Genomic DNA, 19,964 nt, shown 5'->3' on the forward strand with positions numbered 1-19,964 from the left:
GTTATAAGCAAGCTTGCTAATCATGCAAGCTCTATCAATAGCAAAGAGTGCTTAGCAGACCGCTTAATTGACGCATTCTACTGGTTTGGAGAGGCAGCAAAAGATAATAATGAAAACTCTCAAATTATTAAACTTGTCACTGCGATGGAAAGATTAGTCACTTTATCTGATAAAGATATAACAAATAATTTCTGTAATCGTATAGCTTGTACCATTGCTGTTTATCATGGTGATCTAGATAGATGGAAGAGTGATTTGAGCAAAATATATGACCTCAGATCAAACTTGGTCCACGGTTCTCGAAGTCTATATAAATCATATAGCTTACCACTAGATTTTAATCCGTTTCAATTAGCTTACCGCACTATACTTTCTACTTGTATATTGTTTGATAAAGCAGGTTTAGAGCTTTCAGTTAACGAGAGTAAATTAAGATATATATATGCTGAACTAATTGAGATTGGTAAAGACGATAAATATAAGCAGAAGAAAAGTCCATAAAAAAGCCCAATCCCCTACTTTGACTGGGGTTGGGCTTTTTGTCATACTAAGCTCAATTGACTATTACGCTGCGTTTTTGCTCTCAGCAGCTAACTGACGTAGCACATAGTGCAATACACCACCATGACGCACGTACTCGCGCTCTTTTGGCGTCTGTAGCATGACATTGACATCAAAGCTCTCAGACGAACCATCGGCACGTGTAGCCGTAACTTTGGCGGTCTTGCTCTCGCCATTATCTAGACCTGTAATGCTAAGCACTTCAGAGCCGTCTAGATTATAAGTTTCTGCATTTTCACCGTCTTTAAAGGTTAATGGTAGTACACCCATACCGACGAGGTTTGAGCGGTGAATACGCTCAAACGAGCTGGTCAATACTGCTTTTACGCCAAGCAAAATCGTACCCTTCGCTGCCCAGTCACGGCTAGAACCAGAACCATATTCTGCACCGCCAAGGACTACAAGCGGACGCTTATCTTCTTTATACTTCATTGCCGCATCATAGATGGCCATTTCTTTGCCGTCTTGTAGAGTGGCGCTATCGCCGTTGAAGTAATAAGTATAGCCGCCCTCTTTGCCAGCCATCATGGTATTTTTGATACGGATATTGGCAAAGGTACCGCGCGTCATTACCGCGTCATTACCACGGCGTGAGCCATAGCTATTGAAGTCGGCTTGCATCACACCGCGCTCTTGCAAGTACTTACCTGCTGGCGAATCTGGATCGATATTACCCGCTGGCGAGATATGGTCAGTGGTGATTGAGTCACCGAACAACCCTAAGATGCGTGCGCCTTCGATATCAGGAATACCTTCTGGCTCCATGGTCATACCATCAAAGAACGGCGGGTTTTTAATATAAGTAGACGCTTCGCTCCACGGATATAACTGACTATCGGCTGAACTAATAGCGTTCCATGCGGCACTACCGTCAAACACTTCACCGTAGTTTTTGCGGAACATATCCGCATCGATATTATTGGCAATCAGCTCATTGATCTCATCTGACGTTGGCCAAATATCTTTTAAGAAGACATCTTTGCCATCTTGATCTTGTCCTAACGGCTGCGTCGTTAAGTCAATATCAACCGTACCTGCCAGCGCATAAGCAACTACGAGTGGTGGTGACGCTAAGTAGCTCGCTTTTACATGTGAGTGAATACGACCTTCAAAATTACGGTTACCTGATAACACGGCAGCAGCGACTAAGTCTTTTTCTTCGATACCTTTTTCAATCGACTCTAAGAGTGGTCCTGAGTTACCGATACAAGTGGTACAACCATAACCCACTAAATAGAAGCCTGTTTTTTCGAGCTCGTCCATTAACTTAGATTTTTCAAGATAATCGGTGACGACTTTCGAACCGGGAGCCAATGAAGTTTTGACCCAAGGCTTGGCTTTTAGACCTTTTGCAGCGGCTTTTTTCGCCACCAAACCTGCACCAATCATCACCGCAGGGTTTGAGGTATTGGTACATGAGGTAATCGCTGCGATAACAACAGAACCATCACGCAATTTATGGCTCTTATCATCGATATTGACGTCAGAGAAAACATTAGGCTTAGCATAGAGTCTATCCGCTTGCTCTTGCTCGCCGCCTTCTTCATCAAAGCGTACCTTGCCTTCGACTTCTGACTTGCGGTCTTTGGTCATTTTTTCTAAAGTTTCGCCAAATTTTTCGTGCATATCAGATAGATTGATACGCTGCTGTGGCAAGTTCGGACCGGCAAGTGCAGGCTGTACCGATGATAAATCGAGCTCTAATTTACTTGAATACGTTGCCGCTGGCGTATCGGCATCGTGCCATAAGCCTTGCGCCTTGGCATACTTTTCGACCAACTCAATCTGGCTTTCTTCACGACCTGATAGACGCAAATAATCAATCGCCATTTGGTCAATCGGGAAAATACCACAGGTTGCCCCATATTCTGGTGACATATTGGCAATCGTCGCACGATCCGCCAGTGGCATACTGTGTAAGCCTTCGCCATAAAACTCAATGAATTTACCAACCACACCATGCGCACGTAGCATTTCAACCACACGCAATACCAAATCCGTCGCAGTAACGCCTTCAGTGAGTTTACCTTTTAGCTCAAAGCCGACCACTTGTGGAATCAGCATTGATGACGGTTGACCAAGCATTGCCGCTTCCGCTTCAATACCGCCGACACCCCAACCAAGCACGCCAATACCATTAATCATCGTCGTGTGGCTGTCAGTACCAAATACCGTATCAGGATAAGCCGTCAACTCGCTTTTACCATCAACATTGACATCAGCAGCCATTACAACACGAGCTAAGTATTCAAGGTTAACTTGATGCACAATACCCGTCGCTGGTGGTACGACCACAAAGTTTTTAAACGCATTACGACCCCAATGCAGGAATTCATAACGTTCATTGTTACGTTTAAATTCAATTTTTTCGTTCAAGTCTAGTGCATCTTCTCGGCCATAAGCATCGACTTGTACAGAGTGATCGACAACCAATTCACTCGGGATAAATGGGTTAATTTGCTCAGCACGACCGCCAAGCTCTACTACGGCATCACGCATCGCTGCCAAATCGACAACTGACGGTACACCCGTAAAATCTTGTAAGACCACACGGGCTGGCATAAAGGCGATCTCTTTTGACGCTTCTGCGCCTGCATCCCAGTTAGCAACCGCTTCGATATGGTTTTTGCCGACAGATTGACCATCATCTTCATTACGTAATAGGTTTTCTAAGACGATTTTCATGCAAAATGGCAATTTGCTGATGTGCTCGAAAGTTTCGGTCAGCTTTGGCAAACTGTAATAGGCATGTTCCTTGCCATCGACCGTAATGGTGTCTTTTACATTAAAAATATCACTCATGGTAGCTTCCTTATCGTTGTTATAGATCCTAAGCCTAAACGGTTATAGGTTTATGCTGAGGATTGGTGGCTAGATAGATGATTGTACGAGTTGCATTCAAAATCGTTATTATTTGACACAATACAATATAAAGTTGAGTTAACAAAATAGCTAAGCGACTCTTTAGGACTTAACAATAACGCTCTTTTACCATAACAAAACGGCGGCGCTTTGTTAACGTCTAGACGTTGTCAAATCGTGGCATAATCGTAAACGTAACAAGGGTTTAACGCTCTATTATTAAGTATCAATATATTTTCCAAAGAAATATTAGAATCAAAGGTAGTGGGTAAACCGGTCGCGGCATACGAGCCTTATCTATTAGACGTTTGGCTGCGCTATGCTATTATGGTGCGCTTTTTTACCGCTAGGCAAACGCCTCGAAACAATCGTTTCGCGCGCTATTTATTGATGAGTTTTTATGGCAAATTTTAACACCCACCTGAATGTTGCATTCATGGTCAGTGGTACGCTCAGTTTGACGGTTTATAAAGCGGGATTGATTGATGATTCGGGGTTTTTAGTTTGCGTGGCGCTCGGCACTATCGGTGGGCTGCTGCCTGATTTGGATTCTGATAATTCGACACCGATTAAACTTGGCTTTAATATCACCTCATTTATTTTTGCCTTTGGTTTGGTCATGCATTGGCGCAGTGAACTGAGTTTGCTCGCCCTGATTGCATTATGGCTAGCAGGCTACGGCTTTATGCGTTATGTGGTTTTCTCTATTTTTACCAACATGACCGTGCATCGCGGTGTGATTCACTCCGTGCCTTATATGGCAATTTTGGGTTTGGGGCTGACTTATTTAAGCTACTACGTCTTGCACCTTCCACTGACGGCAAGCTGGTTTTACGGTTTATTTTTATTCGGTGGCGCGCTAGTGCATTTAACATTGGACGAGCTATATAGTGTTAACTTATCGAATATGAAAATGAAGCGCTCATCAGGTACAGCGATGAAGTTTTATCAGCCTAAAGATAAGTGGTGGTATTTATTACTATATACACTGCTCGCCATGTTGGTCTATTTTGCCCCGCCGTTTGATGCGTTTTGGCAGCAGCTGCGCGACCCAGCACCATGGGCACAGCTAAAAGTCGGCATATTGCCAGAACTGATAAAAAGCATGCTGCGATAAAGATACGGTAAAGCAGTAAAACCCAAGCGAAAATGAGAATAAAACATGCAACCTAATCTACACGTTTGCCCTTGCCAAATTCATCCATCATCAAGCGCTATCAGCTCACCCCTACTGTATAAAGATTGCTGTCAGCCTTATCATGAGGCTGTTTATAATGATGCTCTTTATAATGGTGAAGTTGGCAAAGCAGAGGGTATAAAAGCGGAGACAGCCGAACGTCTCATGCGCACGCGCTATAGTGCCTTTGTTTTGATTAAGCCAGACTATATCATCAAGACCACCCTGCCAGCACAGCAAAACTTATTGGATATCAAGGCGATTGAATCGTGGGCAAAAGAGACAAATTGGGCAGGACTAGCAATCGTAGCGCACACGCCAAAGCTAGGCAAACGCCATGCGCAAGTTGAGTTTAAGGCTTATTTCAAGCCAACTAATAATGCAAGTACTTTAGAAGAGAAAGTGCAGGCGCATCATGAATTGTCTGCCTTTGTGAAGGTGACAGACAAAATCAATAATGATGCACGCTGGTATTTCTTAGATCCAACTGTTTCAATGTCTGTCAGCCAAAAGCAACCGTGTGTTTGCGGGTCGGGTGAGAAATTTAAGCGGTGTTGTGGGATATATATTTAACCTATGTTAACTCTAAACGCTCGCCCCAACTGACCGTGCCACCGCAATCCCCTCCTCAATCGTCAAAAACTTACGCTGACTTGGGCTGTCTTTATAAATAACATCACCATCTTGGAATATTAAGCACTCATTGACAGCCAACTGCTGCCATTTCTCATTTTCAGTGAGCGGAACAGTGACTAAGATAGTAACTTTATCCGTATCTGTCGTCACATCGCCAAAGTTAATGGCTAAATCATCATCTGCCAACTTCGCCTCGCCAAACGGCGCTTGACGCGTGAGATAAAACAATAAACTCCCCGCATAAGCCAATTGCCAGCTACCATTCGATATCAAGCAATTAAACAAGCCATTGGCAGATAAATAACGACATTGGGTGGTCAAAAAATTAAACAGCGTTTGGTCATCAGGACGCGATTTAAAGCTACTTTTTAAACGATTAACAAGGTAGCAAAACGCCATCTCAGAATCGGTTGAACCGACTGGCTGGCAATGTGAGGCATTGCCGTTGTCTTGCAAGCGCTGACAGCGTTTGATAAATTCGCTATTCATTTGCCCATTGTGCGCAAATACCCACTGCTCACCCCAGACTTCGCGGACAAAAGGATGGGTGTTTGCCAAACAATTCTGCCCTTGGGTCGCTTTACGAATATGAGCGATGACATTCATGGCTTTGATTGGATAGTTATTAACCAAATCAGCCACGGGCGATAAATGGCTTGGGCGATTGTCATGGAATAAGCGTAGACCAGTTGAAGCATTCTCTGGTTTATCACTATTAGTGCATTCGCTACGCTCAAAAAATGCAATACCAAAGCCATCTTCATGACTATCAGTCATGCCACCGCGACGACGAAACCCTGCAAAGCTAAAACCAATATCCGTTGGGGTATTACAGTTCATTCCTAAGAGTTGACACATTTATACTTCACCGCCGTTATTGTCGTCTTGTGCAGAATTTAAAGTAGGGTTAATTTTGGCGGCTGACGTTTCATCAAACACCTCATAAGGCGTTGCCCCATCGGTGTCAATATTTGCCAAAATGCGCTGTGCATGCGCCAAATCAGTATCCTGTACCCACAGCACAATCCCAGAGTTCATACCGGGCATCGCACTCAGCGGTTGCAGAGACACCGTAATACCATTGTTACGAAGCAGATTGGCATGCAGTTCACCTTGCATATTGGTGTCGTAGCGTGCCAGCTTGTGCCAGTTATCAACTTGATCGGTCATGATAAATTCCTTTTAAATATTTATAAATATAACTCGTTGCTATCATTCTATTAGCAACCGAAACCTTGTGACCAATGAATTTGATTTAACGGATAAGCATCAATATGAAAACCGTTTGGATACTCTTTAAAGCCAGATTGTGATTTTAATTGCTCAATAGCAGCTTGTGCTTGTTGCTCAGTCGCAAACACACCGATTATCTTAAAATCTTCGACATCGTTATTTTTATCATCATCTTTATAACGCGCATGTTCTAGTACAAACACTGTACTTTGCGCTTTTTCAACATGTGACCAATGATAAGCGGCAAGGCGTTTCATCAGGTCAGGATTTTTGACCATGATATTATCGCCCGTACGACCTTCGGTACGGTTGTAGTGAATAACGTTGAGACGTAATAGCCAAAAAATCACCGCCGCTTTGGCGAGCATCACTGGTAACGCGCGTTTTTCATCTTCACCGAGCATGCGTTTCGACTCATAGCCTTGCAAGAAAGCCGCCATTTTGCTGCGGTCAAAATTCACCGACTCACCCTGCTCAGCATCGCCCCACGTGGTACAAAAATCATTAATGGTAATGGCAATATCCATCACATAATGCTCGACGCTAACTTCGGTAAAGTCTAACAACCCTGTCAGACGTTCTTCACCTTTTTGGCTATTATTTAACGATAAGTTCCATAGCGTGTTATCGGCAAACATGTCTAAATGACACAAGCCTTTTGGTAATGTCGCAAGCGGCAAATCCGTATAAGACTGCCAAATATCACTCATCAATTTGGCTTCGTCAGCTGGCATAAACTGCCTTTCACGATCGCGCACATCCGCCCATGGATATAAAGGTACGCCATATTCTTCCGCAGGTTGTAGTGCTTGCAATGTCTCATGCAGCATCGCTAAAGCGGCGCCAATTTCATGACACATCGCTTGTGTGGTTTGCTGTGGATGCGAGCCTGCTAGGCATGGCACTAAGGTAATCGCTTTATTGTCATAGCGTATGACATAGCATTTTTCTGCGCTATCAGCGCCTAAATCAAGCAATGATAACGGCGCGGCGACCGGTAATTTACCGTCCAGTTGATTTAAGATAATCGCCATTTTTTCGATATCTTCTGGTGGACGCTCTTCAAACAAGGTAAACACATAAGAGTGTGCGCCATCTACATCGTCAGTCGTCTGAATAAACCAGTTAGAGTTTTTGATACCTTGGGTGATCGGAATGGCACGCGCGAATGACACGCCAAAACGCTGGCAAAAAGCGGCAAACTGGTCATCGGTTAACTGGGTATAGACGGACATGACATCTCACTTATGGCAATTAAAAGAAGGTAAATAGGATAAATATTGACGGTAATCACAGTGATTGTACCGTGCATGAGCAAACTTTGGCTAAAAGCATAATAATCTTGCGAAAACCTGCCTGAGATGGCGGTGATTTTGCTAGACTAGCGCTTATAGAATGAATTGATTATAAGGCGAAAGTCCCTATGTTAGCAAAGCGTATCATTCCTTGTTTGGACGTTGATAATGGCCGTGTGGTCAAAGGTGTACAGTTTGTCGATATCAAAGACGCAGGAGACCCTGTTGAAGTCGCAAAGCGCTACAACGAACAAGGCGCTGATGAGATTACTTTTTTGGACATTACTGCGACCAATGATGAGCGCGATACCACCTATCATACCGTTGAGCGTATGGCGGAGACGGTATTTGTTCCGCTGACAGTTGGTGGTGGCGTGCGTAAGATTGCGGATATCCGCAACTTACTCAATGCAGGTGCGGATAAAGTAGCGATTAATTCAGCAGCGGTATTTACCCCTGAGTTCGTCGGTGAAGCGGCGCAGAAATTTGGTAACCAATGTATCGTCGTGGCTATCGATGCCAAACGCGTTGCAGACATTAATGTTGATGGCATTATCATGCCGCGTTGGGAGATCTTTACCCACGGTGGTCGCAAACCAACGGGTATCGATGCCGTGGCTTGGGCGAGCAAAATGGCTGAGCTTGGCGCTGGTGAATTACTGGTCACCTCGATGGATGGTGATGGCACCAAAAAAGGCTATGATTTGGCACTAATGCAGCAAATCACCAGCCGCGTCAATGTGCCTGTTATTGCTTCAGGCGGCGTCGGCAATTTGCAACATTTAGCCGAAGGGGTGTTGGAAGGCGGCGTCGATGCCGTCCTTGCTGCCAGCATCTTCCATTTTGGTGAGTATACGGTTCAAGAAGCCAAAGCGTATATGGCAGCGCAAGGCATACAAATGCGTCTATAGTACGCTCGTAAAATACAAATAAAACAGAAAAAAATGTTATCATAGCGCTAACCACTTATTTTCGTTCATTTAACTGATTATCTAACGGATAATAAGCCATTTGAACCTAGCGATATATTTAGCGCATTATTTATGCCTACATTTTAATTAAAAGCCCATTCGGCAAAGGATTTTTTATGTCAAATCTACAACAGCAGAGCAATGACGTGACTCATATCGATGGTAATTTACATCAAAACAAAGACGTTCGTATTGGTATCGTCGTCGGTCGTTTTAATGGTTTTGTCGTTGAGTCATTGGTAGATGGTGCAATTGATGCGCTACTACGTCACGGTGTATTGGGTAGCAACATTACCGTTATCCGCGTACCGGGTGCTTTTGAATTGCCATTGGTTGCTCAACGTGCTGCTGAGTCTGATCGCTTTGATGCTATCGTCGCGTTAGGCGCGATTATTCGTGGTAGCACGCCGCATTTTGATTTCGTTGCAAGCGAATCTGCAAAAGGCTTAAGCGCGGTAGCTATGGACTATAATATCCCAGTTGCCAATGGCGTCTTGACCACTGACAGCATTGAGCAAGCGATTGAGCGTGCTGGCACGAAAGCGGGTAACAAAGGCTCAGAAGCGGCGATGGTTGTACTAGAAATGCTTGCGGTACTATCACAGTTAGATATTGAAGATGACAGTGAAGACGCTTAATCAAGCCGTCATTTGATAGGCTGTTTGTTATTTAATGAGCGCTGTGGTTCTTATGAGCTTTCGTTTTTATCGAGAGCCACAGCGTCAGCGTTACAAAGACTGTTACCAAGTACGCTACAAAACTCGACTGGCAAAGCCTGCCAGCTAACTACTATTTAACATTTTATTTTAAAACTCTTATCTTAAAACTTTTTATCTTAGCAACTAGGTATAGACCCCCTATGACTGACCAACTCAAGCGCGCTATCAGCGCTGCGAAAACCGCCCAAACCAATGATAAACAAGCTGAAGCCACGCGCATCGCGAGCAGCAGTGCGGGTGATCAAATCTTCGATATGAGTGAGTCTTCTTACAAGACCAGTCACACCGCTATCCGTAAAGCGCGACGCTTTGCGATGCAAGGTCTATACGAATGGCTCGTCACTGACCGCCGCTTCGATATCGATGGTAAGCTTGGCTGGAAAGACAATGCCCCACACGATATCGCCGCTCGTACACGCGCGACCAATGCCATGCATACCGTACATATTGGCTATTATCATGAAATGATGCGTGACATCCCAGAGCAGATCGAGGCGCTAGATGTCCTTATCTCTCAGCATCTTGACCGTGAAATCGATAAGTTGGACACCGTTGAGCACGCTATTCTTTTGATTGGTGCTTACGAGCTACAGAACCGTTTAGAAATTCCTTATAAAGTGGTACTTGATGAAGCGATGAAGCTGAATAATCACTTTGGCGCTACTGACGCGCATAAGTTGATTAATGCCGTCCTTGATAAAATGGCAGTAGAGCTACGTGCTATTGAAGTAGAAGCTGATAGCAAAGCCAATTTACGCACCTCACAAAAAGCGGCTGCTAAACCTGTAATAAAAGCTGCTACCAATGCTGACGATAACGCTGATATAGAAGGTAGTGCTGATACAGCTGCCATTGAAGGAAAATCAACTGCTTCAAACAAGCCTCGTATTAGCGCCAATAATGCTACTGTCAAACGCAATAGTGCTAGTAAAGCTACTGCCAATATTAGTGACTTTAAAGCGAGCAAAAAAGCGATTGAAACAGACCGCACTGATGCAGACAGCAAAGACTAATCATGAATGAGTTTGAGCTGATTGAGCGTATATTCTCCCAAATGCAAGCTGCGCAGTCATTGTCTAGCATTGTCGACAAAGGCATTGTCGAAAAAGGCATTGGTGATGATGCGGCGGTGATGAGCTTGCCTGCAGGCGCGCGCTTGGTCAGCTGTATTGATACACTGGTTCAAGGTCGACACTTCAGCGCCGATTGGCAACAAGTAAATAAGCTGGCATTTACCATCGGTTATAAAGCCGTGGCAGTGAACGTCTCAGATATTGCCGCTATGGGTGCAACTCCGCATAGTATTCTACTGGCGTTAGCCTTACCTCAGCGCTTGGCAAATGAGCACTGGTTAAGTGAATTTGCTAAAGGCTTATTCCATGCTTGCCAGCTATTTGGGGTGACGCTTATTGGTGGTGATACCACGCGCAGCGACAATTTAGTGCTTAGTGTCAGCGCGCAAGGGTTACTCACCAGAGAGACGCCAGCCGTCTACCGTTCAGGCGCGCAAGTTGGCGACAAACTTTATGTCTCAGGCACGCTTGGCGATGCCGCTTATTCGCTACAGCATCCTGATACTGCTATCGGTATTGAGCTTGCGCATCGTCTACATATGCCAACGCCGCGTATTGCACTAGGTGCAGCACTAGCACAAATCGGTGCAACGTCAATGATAGATATCTCTGATGGTCTGTATCAAGACATTGGACATATCTGCCAACAAAGCAGCGTTAGTATGCGCATTCATCTCGATCAGCTACCTACTAGCAACGCATTGGCAAACGCTGAGTTAACCGAGCGCTTGTTGTGCCAGCTGGCTGGCGGTGATGATTATGAATTGGCTTTTACTTTGCCTGCTCATATTGAACCACCTGTTAATGACAGTAGCAACACGCCTGTTACCTGTATCGGCGAAGTCATAACCGTAAATGAGCCAGATTCTATCAAAAATTTACCACCAGAGCTTTTTTATCAAGGACAGCCCATCACACCTACCCATCCCGCCCCCTTTACTACTTGGCCCAATCTGACGGGTTACCAACATTTTGCAGGTTAACCCATGATTGATCACCACCTATCTAAGCCTGATATCCGTAAAGCCAATGATTGCCCGCCTCTTCCCATCGATGCCAATATGCTTGACCGCGTAGTTTATTGGCTTGGGTTGGGTTTGGGTAGTGGTCTGCCTCGCCGTGCACCCGGTACTTGGGGAACGGTTGGTGGCTTAATCGTCGCGATACCATTGCTAAGCTTAGGATTCGTGCCATTTTTGATTATTACCAGTCTCTCTTGTGTGATTGGTAGTTGGATATGCGGTCGTACCTCAGAGCTAATGGGTGGTCATGATAACCCGCATATCGTCTGGGATGAATGGGCAGGCATGTGGCTTACCCTTCTGCCGCTATCCTATATGGGTATCGCTGACGGTAATTTTTGGCAAAATATCGCCCAAATCTCTTCTATTGTTGCCATTATTATCGCCTTTATATTATTCCGCTTTTTTGACATTATTAAGCCACCACCGATTGGCTGGGCAGATAAAAAAGTCGCAGGCGGCCTAGGTATCATGCTTGATGACATCATCGCAGGGGTCATGGCAGCAGCCGTTTGGATCATTATCTATACCACCATCCTTTAGCTGTTAAATTAGCCTCGCTTTTATATAAGCGACGGTCTTTCATAACCGATTGTCGTTTATAGTCCATCATTTTTTTGACTCGTCCGCTTTTTTAGTAATGCATTTGTGACGATAGCCAATTTATCAGCAAGTCACCAGTAAATGGTAAGCCCATGACAAGCAACGTAAGTTACAAAGATGTCACGACATAGCGTTTTAGTTAAATGACGGTTTGCGTTATAATTTGAAATTATATTTTGTTACATTTGTAGGCTATTATGACAACTCCCCTCTCGGTAATCATCCTCGCTGCGGGCAAAGGCACGCGTATGCAGTCGGCTAAGCCAAAAGTGCTACAGACATTGGCTGGTAAGTCGTTATTGGGTCATGTCCTTGATACATGTCATCAATTAACGGTTGACGACACCATTATTGTTCATGGTTTTGGTGGCGAGCAAGTCCAAGCAGATATCAATGCTCAATATGCGCATCTGCCTATTACTTGGGTTGCTCAGACTGAGCAATTAGGTACTGGACATGCGGTTAAAGTGACCCTGTCGGAATTACCCAAAGAAGGGCAAAGCCTGATTCTCTATGGTGATGTGCCATTAGTCAGCTGCCAGACATTAGCAACGCTACAAGCGGCTAACACCGAGGGCATGTCAATGTTGACGTTGACCGTAGACAATCCTTTTGGTCTCGGTCGTATCAAACGTGACAAAGACGGCAACATCGAAGCCATCGTCGAGCAAAAAGATGCCAGCGCCGATGAGCAGAAAATCCAAGAGATTAATAGCGGTATTTACTGCGTCGATAATGCGTTATTGCATAAATACCTGCCAAAGCTGTCTAATGACAATGCGCAGCAAGAATACTATCTAACGGATATTGTTAAAATGGCGGTCGCTGAAGGCATTAATATTGTCGCGATTGAGCCTGAGCATACCTTTGAGATTGAAGGCGTCAATAACCGCCAACAGCTTGCTAGCTTAGAGCGCACTTGGCAAGGCAAACTGGTTGCCGACTTGCAAGAAGCGGGCGTGCAGTTTGCTGATCCAAGTCGCGTTGATATTCGCGGTACCTTGACTGCGGGTCAAGACGTGTTTGTCGATGTGGGTGTGGTATTCGAGGGTGATTGTGTCTTAGGTGACAATGTTTATATCGAAGCGGGCTGTGTCATCAAAAACGCACACATTGGTAATGCCTGCCACATAAAACCTTATTGCGTGATTGATCGCGCTGAGATTGGGGCAGGTGTTGATGTTGGTCCTTTCGCCCATTTGCGTCCTGAAACCGTACTGTCTGATAACAGTAAAGTTGGTAATTTCGTCGAGATTAAAAAATCAACGGTCGGTCATGGTAGCAAGGTTAATCACTTGAGTTATATCGGTGATACGACCATTGGTACAGATGTCAATGTCGGCGCAGGCGTCATTACTTGCAATTATGATGGTGTCAATAAATCACAAACTATCATTGAAGACAATGCCTTCATTGGCTCGAACTCAAGTTTAGTGGCACCTGTGACTATTGGTGATACCGCTACGGTTGCCGCAGGTTCAGTGATTACTAAAGACGTCGACAGTAAAGCATTAGCCTTTGGACGGGCACGACAAACTCAGAAAAACGACTTTCAGCGTCCGACCAAAAAGTCAAAATAGCAATGGTCAATCACCAGCATTTTGAACAGTATCTATTGAAGTAATACTAAGCAGCATGACAATTTTTGTGATGCTGCTTCCTTATATTTATAACGTCAAATTGTTAGTATAAAAGCTCTGCCAGTATGAACTTCTATTATTTATTGACTGAACATTATCGCCTCTCAAAGTATTTGAGCGGTTAAGCATTGAAACATTGAAGCCTTTAAAAATTAAAACATGAAACATCGAATTTAAGGAATAGTTATGTGTGGAATCGTTGGAGCAGTCGCTGAGCGTAATATCGCTAATATCTTACTTGAGGGTCTTAAGCGTCTAGAATACCGTGGTTATGATTCTGCCGGTCTGACCGTCATTCGTGATGGCGAACTCCATCGCGAGCGCCAAGTGGGTAAAGTGCAAGCATTGGTCGATGCTGTGGCAGTTAATCCTGAATTTTTCGATGGTCATATTGGTATTGCGCATACACGCTGGGCAACCCATGGCGAGCCGGCACAGCGTAATGCCCATCCGCACGTATCAGGCAAGATTGCTGTAGTACATAACGGTATCGTTGAAAACTATGCCGAATTAAAAGAAGAATTGATTGCTAAAGGTTACGTATTTACGTCGCAGACCGATACCGAAGTCGTCGCTCATCTAATCAATGATATCTACAAAACAACGCCTGATTTACTAGAGGCGGTTCGTGCGGTTATTCCGTTATTACATGGCGCATTTGCCCTTGGTATTCTACATATCGACTGCCCAGAAGAGCTGATTACTGTTCGTTTGGGCTCTCCACTGGTGATTGGTGTGGGTATTGGTGAGAATTTTATTGCTTCTGATCAATTAGCCCTACTACCGGTCACCAATCGCTTTATGTACCTAGAAGAAGGTGATATCGCCAAATTGACGCGCAGTAGCATTCAGGTTTATGCCGATGGTGTCGAAGTAAAACGTCAGATACATGAAATTGATGCGGCACAGCACAATGCGGATAAAGGTGAATTTAAGCATTATATGCTCAAAGAAATCTATGAGCAGCCAGACGCGGTAGCCCGTACTGTTGAGATGGCTGTAGATAGCGATGAGCCGTCTAAGCTGCGTGATGATTTTTTACAGCGTAATGAAGCGCAATTAAAAGGCATTAAGCATGTCCAAGTCATCGCTTGTGGTACCAGTTACCACTCAGGCTTGGTCGCAAAATATTGGTTTGAGAGCCTTATTCGTGTGCCTTGTTCCGTGGAAGTCGCTAGTGAATTCCGCTATCGCAATCCTGTCGTCATCGACAACACACTTGTCATTTGTATTTCTCAATCTGGCGAAACGGCAGACACGTTATCGGCGCTACGTGATATTCAAAAGCACACGCCAGCAGGTCTAGTCAGCTTAGCATTATGCAACGTACCGACATCTTCTTTGGTACGTGAGACGGATATCTTTTTACCAACGCTTGCTGGTCCCGAGATTGGTGTTGCTTCTACCAAAGCATTCACCACTCAGCTCGCCGCTTTAATGCTATTGGTCTTAAAAGTGGGTGTCGTTCAGGAGCGTATGACTGGCGAAAACCTGAGTACCTTGCTTGGTCAATTACAAGAGCTACGTGGTCAACTACATGCCAGCTTAAACCTCGATGCGCCTATCAAAGCCATGAGTGAGCATTTTGAGTATAAAAAGAGCTGCTTGTTCTTAGGTCGAGGTTTGCAGTTTCCAATAGCTCTAGAAGGCGCGTTAAAGCTGAAAGAAATCTCTTATATTCATGCTGAAGGCTATGCAGCAGGCGAGCTCAAGCATGGACCATTGGCATTGGTCGATAAAGACATGCCCATCGTCGTACTAGCGCCAAAAGACAGCATGTTTGATAAGCTAAAAGCCAACATGCAAGAAGTACACGCGCGTCATGGTGAGCTGTTCGTTTTTGCCAGTGAATCTAGTCAAATGGTCGCAGAAGACAGATTACATGTGGTCTATGTGCCCGATGTTTGTGAAACGCTTGCCCCTATCGTCTATAGCGTACCCGTACAGCTGTTGTCATACCATGTCGCAGTAATGCGCGGCACAGACGTCGATCAGCCGCGTAACCTTGCTAAATCAGTGACTGTTGAGTAACATAATTATTTGATTTTAATAATATTATCATTAATTAGTTGCTTTTTACACCGAATCCTTCGCTATCTGGTACGAATAAGATAGCGAAGGATTTTTTTGTGAATAACGAAATAGAAAAATATCAATCACTTATACAATTATAGTAGCTACAGTATGGACAATGAGAACATGGATATCGAAAGCGGCACCGCCAATCAAATCACTAATCAAATAGAAATAATCTATGAAGATGAATTTCTGGTGGCAATTAATAAAGAGGCTGGTCTATTGGTGCATCGCAGTTGGCTGGATAAAGGCGAGACGCGCTTTGCCATGCAACTCACCCGTGATGCGGTAGGTTGTCATGTATTTCCGGTGCATCGGTTAGACAAGCCCACATCGGGCGTATTATTGTTTGCCAAGAGCTCAGCCGTGGCGCGCAGCCTTGGCGAGGCCTTTACGGCACATACCGTGACGAAGCAATATCTAGCCGTGGTACGCGGCTTTATGCCAGACCAAGGCACCGTAGATTATGCGCTCAGCTTTCAACCCGATGCCATCGCCGATAAGTTTGCCGATTTGGACAGACCCGCTCAAGAGGCGGTGACCCATTGGCAAAGTTTGGCACAAATCGAGCTACCATTTGCCGTATCAAAAAAGCATGACACGAGCCGCTATAGTCTTGTGCGCTTGACACCCGAGACTGGGCGCAAGCATCAGCTGCGTCGGCACATGCGACATGTATTCCATCATATCGTGGGTGATACTAGCCACGGTGATATACGTCACACACGATTTTTTCGTACTCACTATGATTGTACGCGCATGTTGCTGCATGCTCAGACTTTAGCGCTCAGCCACCCCGTCACTGGTGAGCCATTATTGCTAAAAGCTAAATTAGACGACCAATGGATGCGTATCTTAGAAGAGTTTTCTTGGGTGGACAGCGCTAAAGATTAAACAGCGTAGGTTTTATCTTAGATAGTCATATCAAAGAAGTCGACATACTGATGCTAGATATGAAGGTTCGATACCTTAGTGAGGACTTCAATCTTCGGCTATGAGCTTTTGGATTTTTATTTACCGTAAGCGCTGTTATAGGAATAAGAGCAGCTAACATCATATTGGCTGGCGCTTTCTTCCCAGTTTCATTTTTATATTCGCTAGCACCAACCCCGACAATATCAATATCATTGCCAGCATCTTCCACCATGTCACGACCTCTCCTGTAAGCAGCACTGAGGTTGTCATACCGAATACTGGCACCAATAGAGCAAACGGCATAACCTTGGAAGCCGTATTTTGACTAAGCAGATGCGCCCACAGTCCGAAGCCTATCAACGTTGAGACATACACGATAAACCCAAGTGATAGCCAAGACTTAAGCGATGCCTCGTTAAACGTCGCCAGCTGCCATGCCTCGGTCTCAAATATGAGAGAAGATAGAGTTAAAATCACGCAAGCGATCAGACCACCCCAAACCACGAGAGCGAGAGCAGACAACGCGGATGCCTTATTCCTTTCAGTATTAGACGGAATAATAGCCCCGTCTGATCCTTGCTGCGTCGCTTGTGTTGACGCCTGTTTTGAAGCAATGTTACCAAAACTCCAGCCTATGGCCGCAATCAAGATACAGACAAACCCAGCCAGAGGCATATCACCACCAAGGTTCAACGCGATGACGCTAAGCCCTAGCACACCGACCAGCATACCGATGATTTGCATGCGACTCACTGCCTCACCCAGTATAAAATACGCCAACAATACGGTAATAAAAATTTGAATTTGTAGCAATAGTGCCGTCAATCCTGCTGATGCCCCTAAGTGCATGGCAGTGAATACAAAAGCATACTGCATGACAAACGTACCGATAGCATAGATAAGTAATGTACGGTTAAATTTGGGCGGCTTCAGAAAGAAAACCAGTGGCACAGCGGTAAAGAAAAAACGCAGGGCGGTGAGCATTAGCGGTGGAAAGCTTTCAAGCCCCCATGCAATAAAAGTAAAGTTCACACCCCAAATAAAAGTAACCAGTACAGCCAATGCAGTGTATATAGGAGTCATGTAGTTGGCCTAGGAAGTTATGGCTGATTATTATATTTAAAAAAATTTTATGACAATCTCGTATTAACCATAGGATGCTTTTAGAGAGTGAGTACTACACTTATAAACAATAGAACGGCAATGAGCATTAATGCTGCACCGCCTATTTTTGTAATTAACTATAGGTTATCTTGAGCTTTCCATAGATACCGACTGGCTAAAGCAAATGCTTCTGCGTAGCAAAAATGGATTAGTAAGACCAAGAGGCAAAAAGCTGAAGCTAAAATTAGAAATTGAGAAAGATAGGTTTGCTCAGTATCGATAAATTGCGGAAATACAGCCATAAAAAATAAGATAGGTTTTGGGTTAGAAAGGGAGGTTAGCAAACCCTCTTTGAATAACCTACTAGCACTTGTACTACTCACATCTAACGTGTTGTCAGACTCTAGGACAAATGATTTTCTTTTTCCAAAGGCCATTTTGAAAAACAAAAGAGTATACCCCAACAGAACCAGTTACTTCACCCTTTAGACCCATTAATAGACCACTTAAAGCAGACTGATATAAGAAAGAGAACCACTCAAAATAAACTTTTGAACGATCTAAACGTTGCAGTTTAAACGCGCCAATATAAAGACTTAAACCAATCCCTTATACAGAAAGTAACACCCTACAACCGTTAATAACAACGCAAAGCATTTTTTCAATAATTGCGGTGATAGTATATGAGCAACTTTCGCGCCTAGCTTGGCGGTAAAAAAGCTCATGATGCTGATCCCTAAAAAGGCATAAATGTGCACAAAGCCAATGGTGTTAGGCACATCAATTCGTTGCTGCATCCCAAAAAATATAAAACCTAATGCTCCAGCAATAGCAATCGGCAGACCACAAGCTGCTGAGGTGCCAACGGCTTTTTGCATGACTACACCATAACGCGTGAGATAAGGCACGGTTAAGCTACCGCCGCCAATACCGAAAATGGCAGAAGCGATACCGATAACCCCACCTGCTGCTAATTGCCTAGGTTTTGAAGGCAGTTGTGTATTAGCATCGTCGGCACTACTAGAATTGGTAGCAGGATTAGCAACCTGTTTTTTGCCACCGAAAAACATCTTGTAGGCGACCCACAGCAAAAATACGCCAACAATGAGTTGAAGGTACAGCCCAGATACCTGCCCTGCAATCCCTGCCCCTAAAAAGCAACCAATCGCTAAGCCTGGTGCCAGATTTTTAAAGACAGGCCACATGACTGCGCCTTTTTTATTGTGTGCCATTAACGAGCTGATAGAGGTGACAATGATGGTCGCCAATGACGTCCCCAATGCCAAATGCATGATATTGTCAGGGCTGTAACCCATTTGCGTAAAGACGATGAATAATAATGGCACGATAATTGTGCCACCGCCCACACCAAATAGCCCCGCAGCAAATCCTGCTAGCGCGCCTATGATTAAAAAAATGATTAATTCCACGGGATATTTACTTCTTATGTAGAGTTAGTACGATGGTTATTTTAGTTCAGTGACAATCAATCAGTTAAAAAGCCAACTTAGGCGATTTCTGCTTGATCCACTTGACCAACCCGAGAATAGGCACGATTAAAATACACCAAACTCTCCTCTTGCTCACTTTGTCTAATGGCGACCACTCGGCACATGAAAACACTATGCGTGCCCACTTGCTGAATGTCCTCAATCTCACAATCAAAACTGACCAACGCATCTTCTAAAACGGGAGCGCCTGTTTTGAGAGGTGACCAAGAGCCGTATTCAAATCGCTCTTGTGAACTCAATTTGGAGGCAAAAGCGTTAGATATTGATTCATGCTGTGCGCCTAAAACATTGACACTTAACGTTTTATTTTCAATAAAATGGGCATGTGAGCGAGATGTCTGATTCATGCAAACCAGCAATGTTGGCGGTGTATCGGTAACGCTACACACCGCAGATGCGGTAAATCCATGAGTACCAGCGCTACCTTCTGTGGTAATGACATTGACCGCGGTTGTTAACAAAGACATACCATCTCTAAAATCGGTGGCTTCAATCATGACTTAACTCCTAAATTTTAAATCTTTAAGTTCATTGATAACTGAGGTCACTCATGAGTTTAAACAAGC

At 44.4% G+C, this 19,964-nt stretch carries 19 protein-coding genes; 11 read left to right on the top strand and 8 right to left on the bottom strand.

Features of this window, described 5'->3' with window-relative positions:
* On the top strand, nucleotides 1–501 hold a 501-nt coding region (locus ACT3S4_RS13560), incomplete at its 5' end, for a hypothetical protein (protein ID WP_444761241.1).
* Between the two features lie 63 nt (nucleotides 502–564).
* On the opposite strand, the gene acnA is transcribed toward ACT3S4_RS13560, so the two are convergent.
* Nucleotides 565–3,363 carry an aconitate hydratase AcnA gene (gene acnA / locus ACT3S4_RS13565; RefSeq protein WP_444761242.1) on the bottom strand — a complete coding sequence of 933 codons (2,799 nt, stop codon included), beginning with the start codon at nucleotides 3,361–3,363 and terminating at the stop codon, nucleotides 565–567.
* Nucleotides 3,364–3,823: 460 nt separating this feature from the next.
* Between acnA and ACT3S4_RS13570 the strand changes: the two genes are divergently transcribed.
* Nucleotides 3,824–4,540, top strand: coding sequence for a metal-dependent hydrolase (locus tag ACT3S4_RS13570; protein WP_193007540.1), 717 nt, complete (start codon nucleotides 3,824–3,826; stop codon nucleotides 4,538–4,540).
* Nucleotides 4,541–4,585: 45 nt separating this feature from the next.
* Complete coding sequence (locus ACT3S4_RS13575) at nucleotides 4,586–5,173, top strand: YchJ family protein (RefSeq protein WP_201560600.1); 588 nt, start codon at nucleotides 4,586–4,588, stop codon at nucleotides 5,171–5,173.
* Between the two features lie 12 nt (nucleotides 5,174–5,185).
* Here ACT3S4_RS13575 and ACT3S4_RS13580 read toward each other — a convergent pair whose 3' ends face one another.
* From ACT3S4_RS13580 to ACT3S4_RS13590, 3 genes are read right to left on the bottom strand one after another with little or no spacing between them, the layout of a single operon-like run.
* Nucleotides 5,186–6,094 (bottom strand): class II glutamine amidotransferase, encoded by a 909-nt coding sequence (locus tag ACT3S4_RS13580; RefSeq protein ID WP_201560599.1) that lies wholly within the window; start codon nucleotides 6,092–6,094, stop codon nucleotides 5,186–5,188.
* A complete protein-coding gene (locus ACT3S4_RS13585; protein ID WP_227676017.1) occupies nucleotides 6,095–6,406 on the bottom strand; it encodes a putative signal transducing protein in 312 nt (103 codons plus the stop codon).
* Nucleotides 6,407–6,456: 50 nt separating this feature from the next.
* Nucleotides 6,457–7,704 (bottom strand): homoserine kinase, encoded by a 1,248-nt coding sequence (locus ACT3S4_RS13590; protein ID WP_201560598.1) that lies wholly within the window; start codon nucleotides 7,702–7,704, stop codon nucleotides 6,457–6,459.
* A 188-nt stretch (nucleotides 7,705–7,892) separates the two neighbouring features.
* Here ACT3S4_RS13590 and hisF point away from each other — a divergent pair, with 188 nt between their 5' ends.
* From hisF to truC, 8 genes are all read left to right on the top strand, one after another.
* Entirely contained in the window at nucleotides 7,893–8,675 is a 783-nt protein-coding gene (gene hisF / locus ACT3S4_RS13595; RefSeq protein WP_444761243.1) for an imidazole glycerol phosphate synthase subunit HisF, read from the top strand.
* Nucleotides 8,676–8,851: 176 nt separating this feature from the next.
* The gene (gene ribH / locus ACT3S4_RS13600; RefSeq protein WP_444761244.1) at nucleotides 8,852–9,373 is read left to right on the top strand and encodes a 6,7-dimethyl-8-ribityllumazine synthase; all 522 of its coding nucleotides are present in this window, start codon (nucleotides 8,852–8,854) and stop codon (nucleotides 9,371–9,373) included.
* A 221-nt stretch (nucleotides 9,374–9,594) separates the two neighbouring features.
* A complete protein-coding gene (gene nusB, locus ACT3S4_RS13605) occupies nucleotides 9,595–10,467 on the top strand; it encodes a transcription antitermination factor NusB (protein WP_227676016.1) in 873 nt (290 codons plus the stop codon).
* Nucleotides 10,468–10,469: 2 nt separating this feature from the next.
* Entirely contained in the window at nucleotides 10,470–11,510 is a 1,041-nt protein-coding gene (gene thiL / locus ACT3S4_RS13610; protein ID WP_444761245.1) for a thiamine-phosphate kinase, read from the top strand.
* A 3-nt stretch (nucleotides 11,511–11,513) separates the two neighbouring features.
* Complete coding sequence (locus tag ACT3S4_RS13615; RefSeq protein ID WP_444761246.1) at nucleotides 11,514–12,092, top strand: phosphatidylglycerophosphatase A family protein; 579 nt, start codon at nucleotides 11,514–11,516, stop codon at nucleotides 12,090–12,092.
* A 257-nt stretch (nucleotides 12,093–12,349) separates the two neighbouring features.
* Entirely contained in the window at nucleotides 12,350–13,732 is a 1,383-nt protein-coding gene (gene glmU, locus ACT3S4_RS13620; RefSeq protein WP_444761247.1) for a bifunctional UDP-N-acetylglucosamine diphosphorylase/glucosamine-1-phosphate N-acetyltransferase GlmU, read from the top strand.
* Nucleotides 13,733–13,978: 246 nt separating this feature from the next.
* Complete coding sequence (gene glmS, locus ACT3S4_RS13625; RefSeq protein ID WP_444761248.1) at nucleotides 13,979–15,823, top strand: glutamine--fructose-6-phosphate transaminase (isomerizing); 1,845 nt, start codon at nucleotides 13,979–13,981, stop codon at nucleotides 15,821–15,823.
* Between the two features lie 168 nt (nucleotides 15,824–15,991).
* Nucleotides 15,992–16,762, top strand: a complete 771-nt coding sequence (gene truC, locus ACT3S4_RS13630) for a tRNA pseudouridine(65) synthase TruC (protein ID WP_444761250.1) — start codon at nucleotides 15,992–15,994, stop codon at nucleotides 16,760–16,762.
* 159 nt (nucleotides 16,763–16,921) lie between these two features.
* Here truC and ACT3S4_RS13635 read toward each other — a convergent pair whose 3' ends face one another.
* The 4 genes from ACT3S4_RS13635 to ACT3S4_RS13650 form a co-directional block, all read right to left on the bottom strand.
* Nucleotides 16,922–17,866: an EamA family transporter gene (locus tag ACT3S4_RS13635; protein WP_109592026.1), complete on the bottom strand. Its 945-nt coding sequence runs from the start codon at nucleotides 17,864–17,866 to the stop codon at nucleotides 16,922–16,924.
* 158 nt (nucleotides 17,867–18,024) lie between these two features.
* Complete coding sequence (locus ACT3S4_RS13640) at nucleotides 18,025–18,324, bottom strand: LysE family translocator (protein WP_444761251.1); 300 nt, start codon at nucleotides 18,322–18,324, stop codon at nucleotides 18,025–18,027.
* Nucleotides 18,325–18,483: 159 nt separating this feature from the next.
* Complete coding sequence (locus ACT3S4_RS13645; RefSeq protein ID WP_444761249.1) at nucleotides 18,484–19,317, bottom strand: sulfite exporter TauE/SafE family protein; 834 nt, start codon at nucleotides 19,315–19,317, stop codon at nucleotides 18,484–18,486.
* Nucleotides 19,318–19,394: 77 nt separating this feature from the next.
* Nucleotides 19,395–19,895, bottom strand: a complete 501-nt coding sequence (locus ACT3S4_RS13650) for a flavin reductase (protein WP_060492047.1) — start codon at nucleotides 19,893–19,895, stop codon at nucleotides 19,395–19,397.
* Between the last annotated feature and the right edge of the window lie 69 nt (nucleotides 19,896–19,964).

The organism is Psychrobacter sp. AOP30-A2-5 (genome assembly GCF_052378115.1).
Taxonomy (GTDB): domain Bacteria; phylum Pseudomonadota; class Gammaproteobacteria; order Pseudomonadales; family Moraxellaceae; genus Psychrobacter.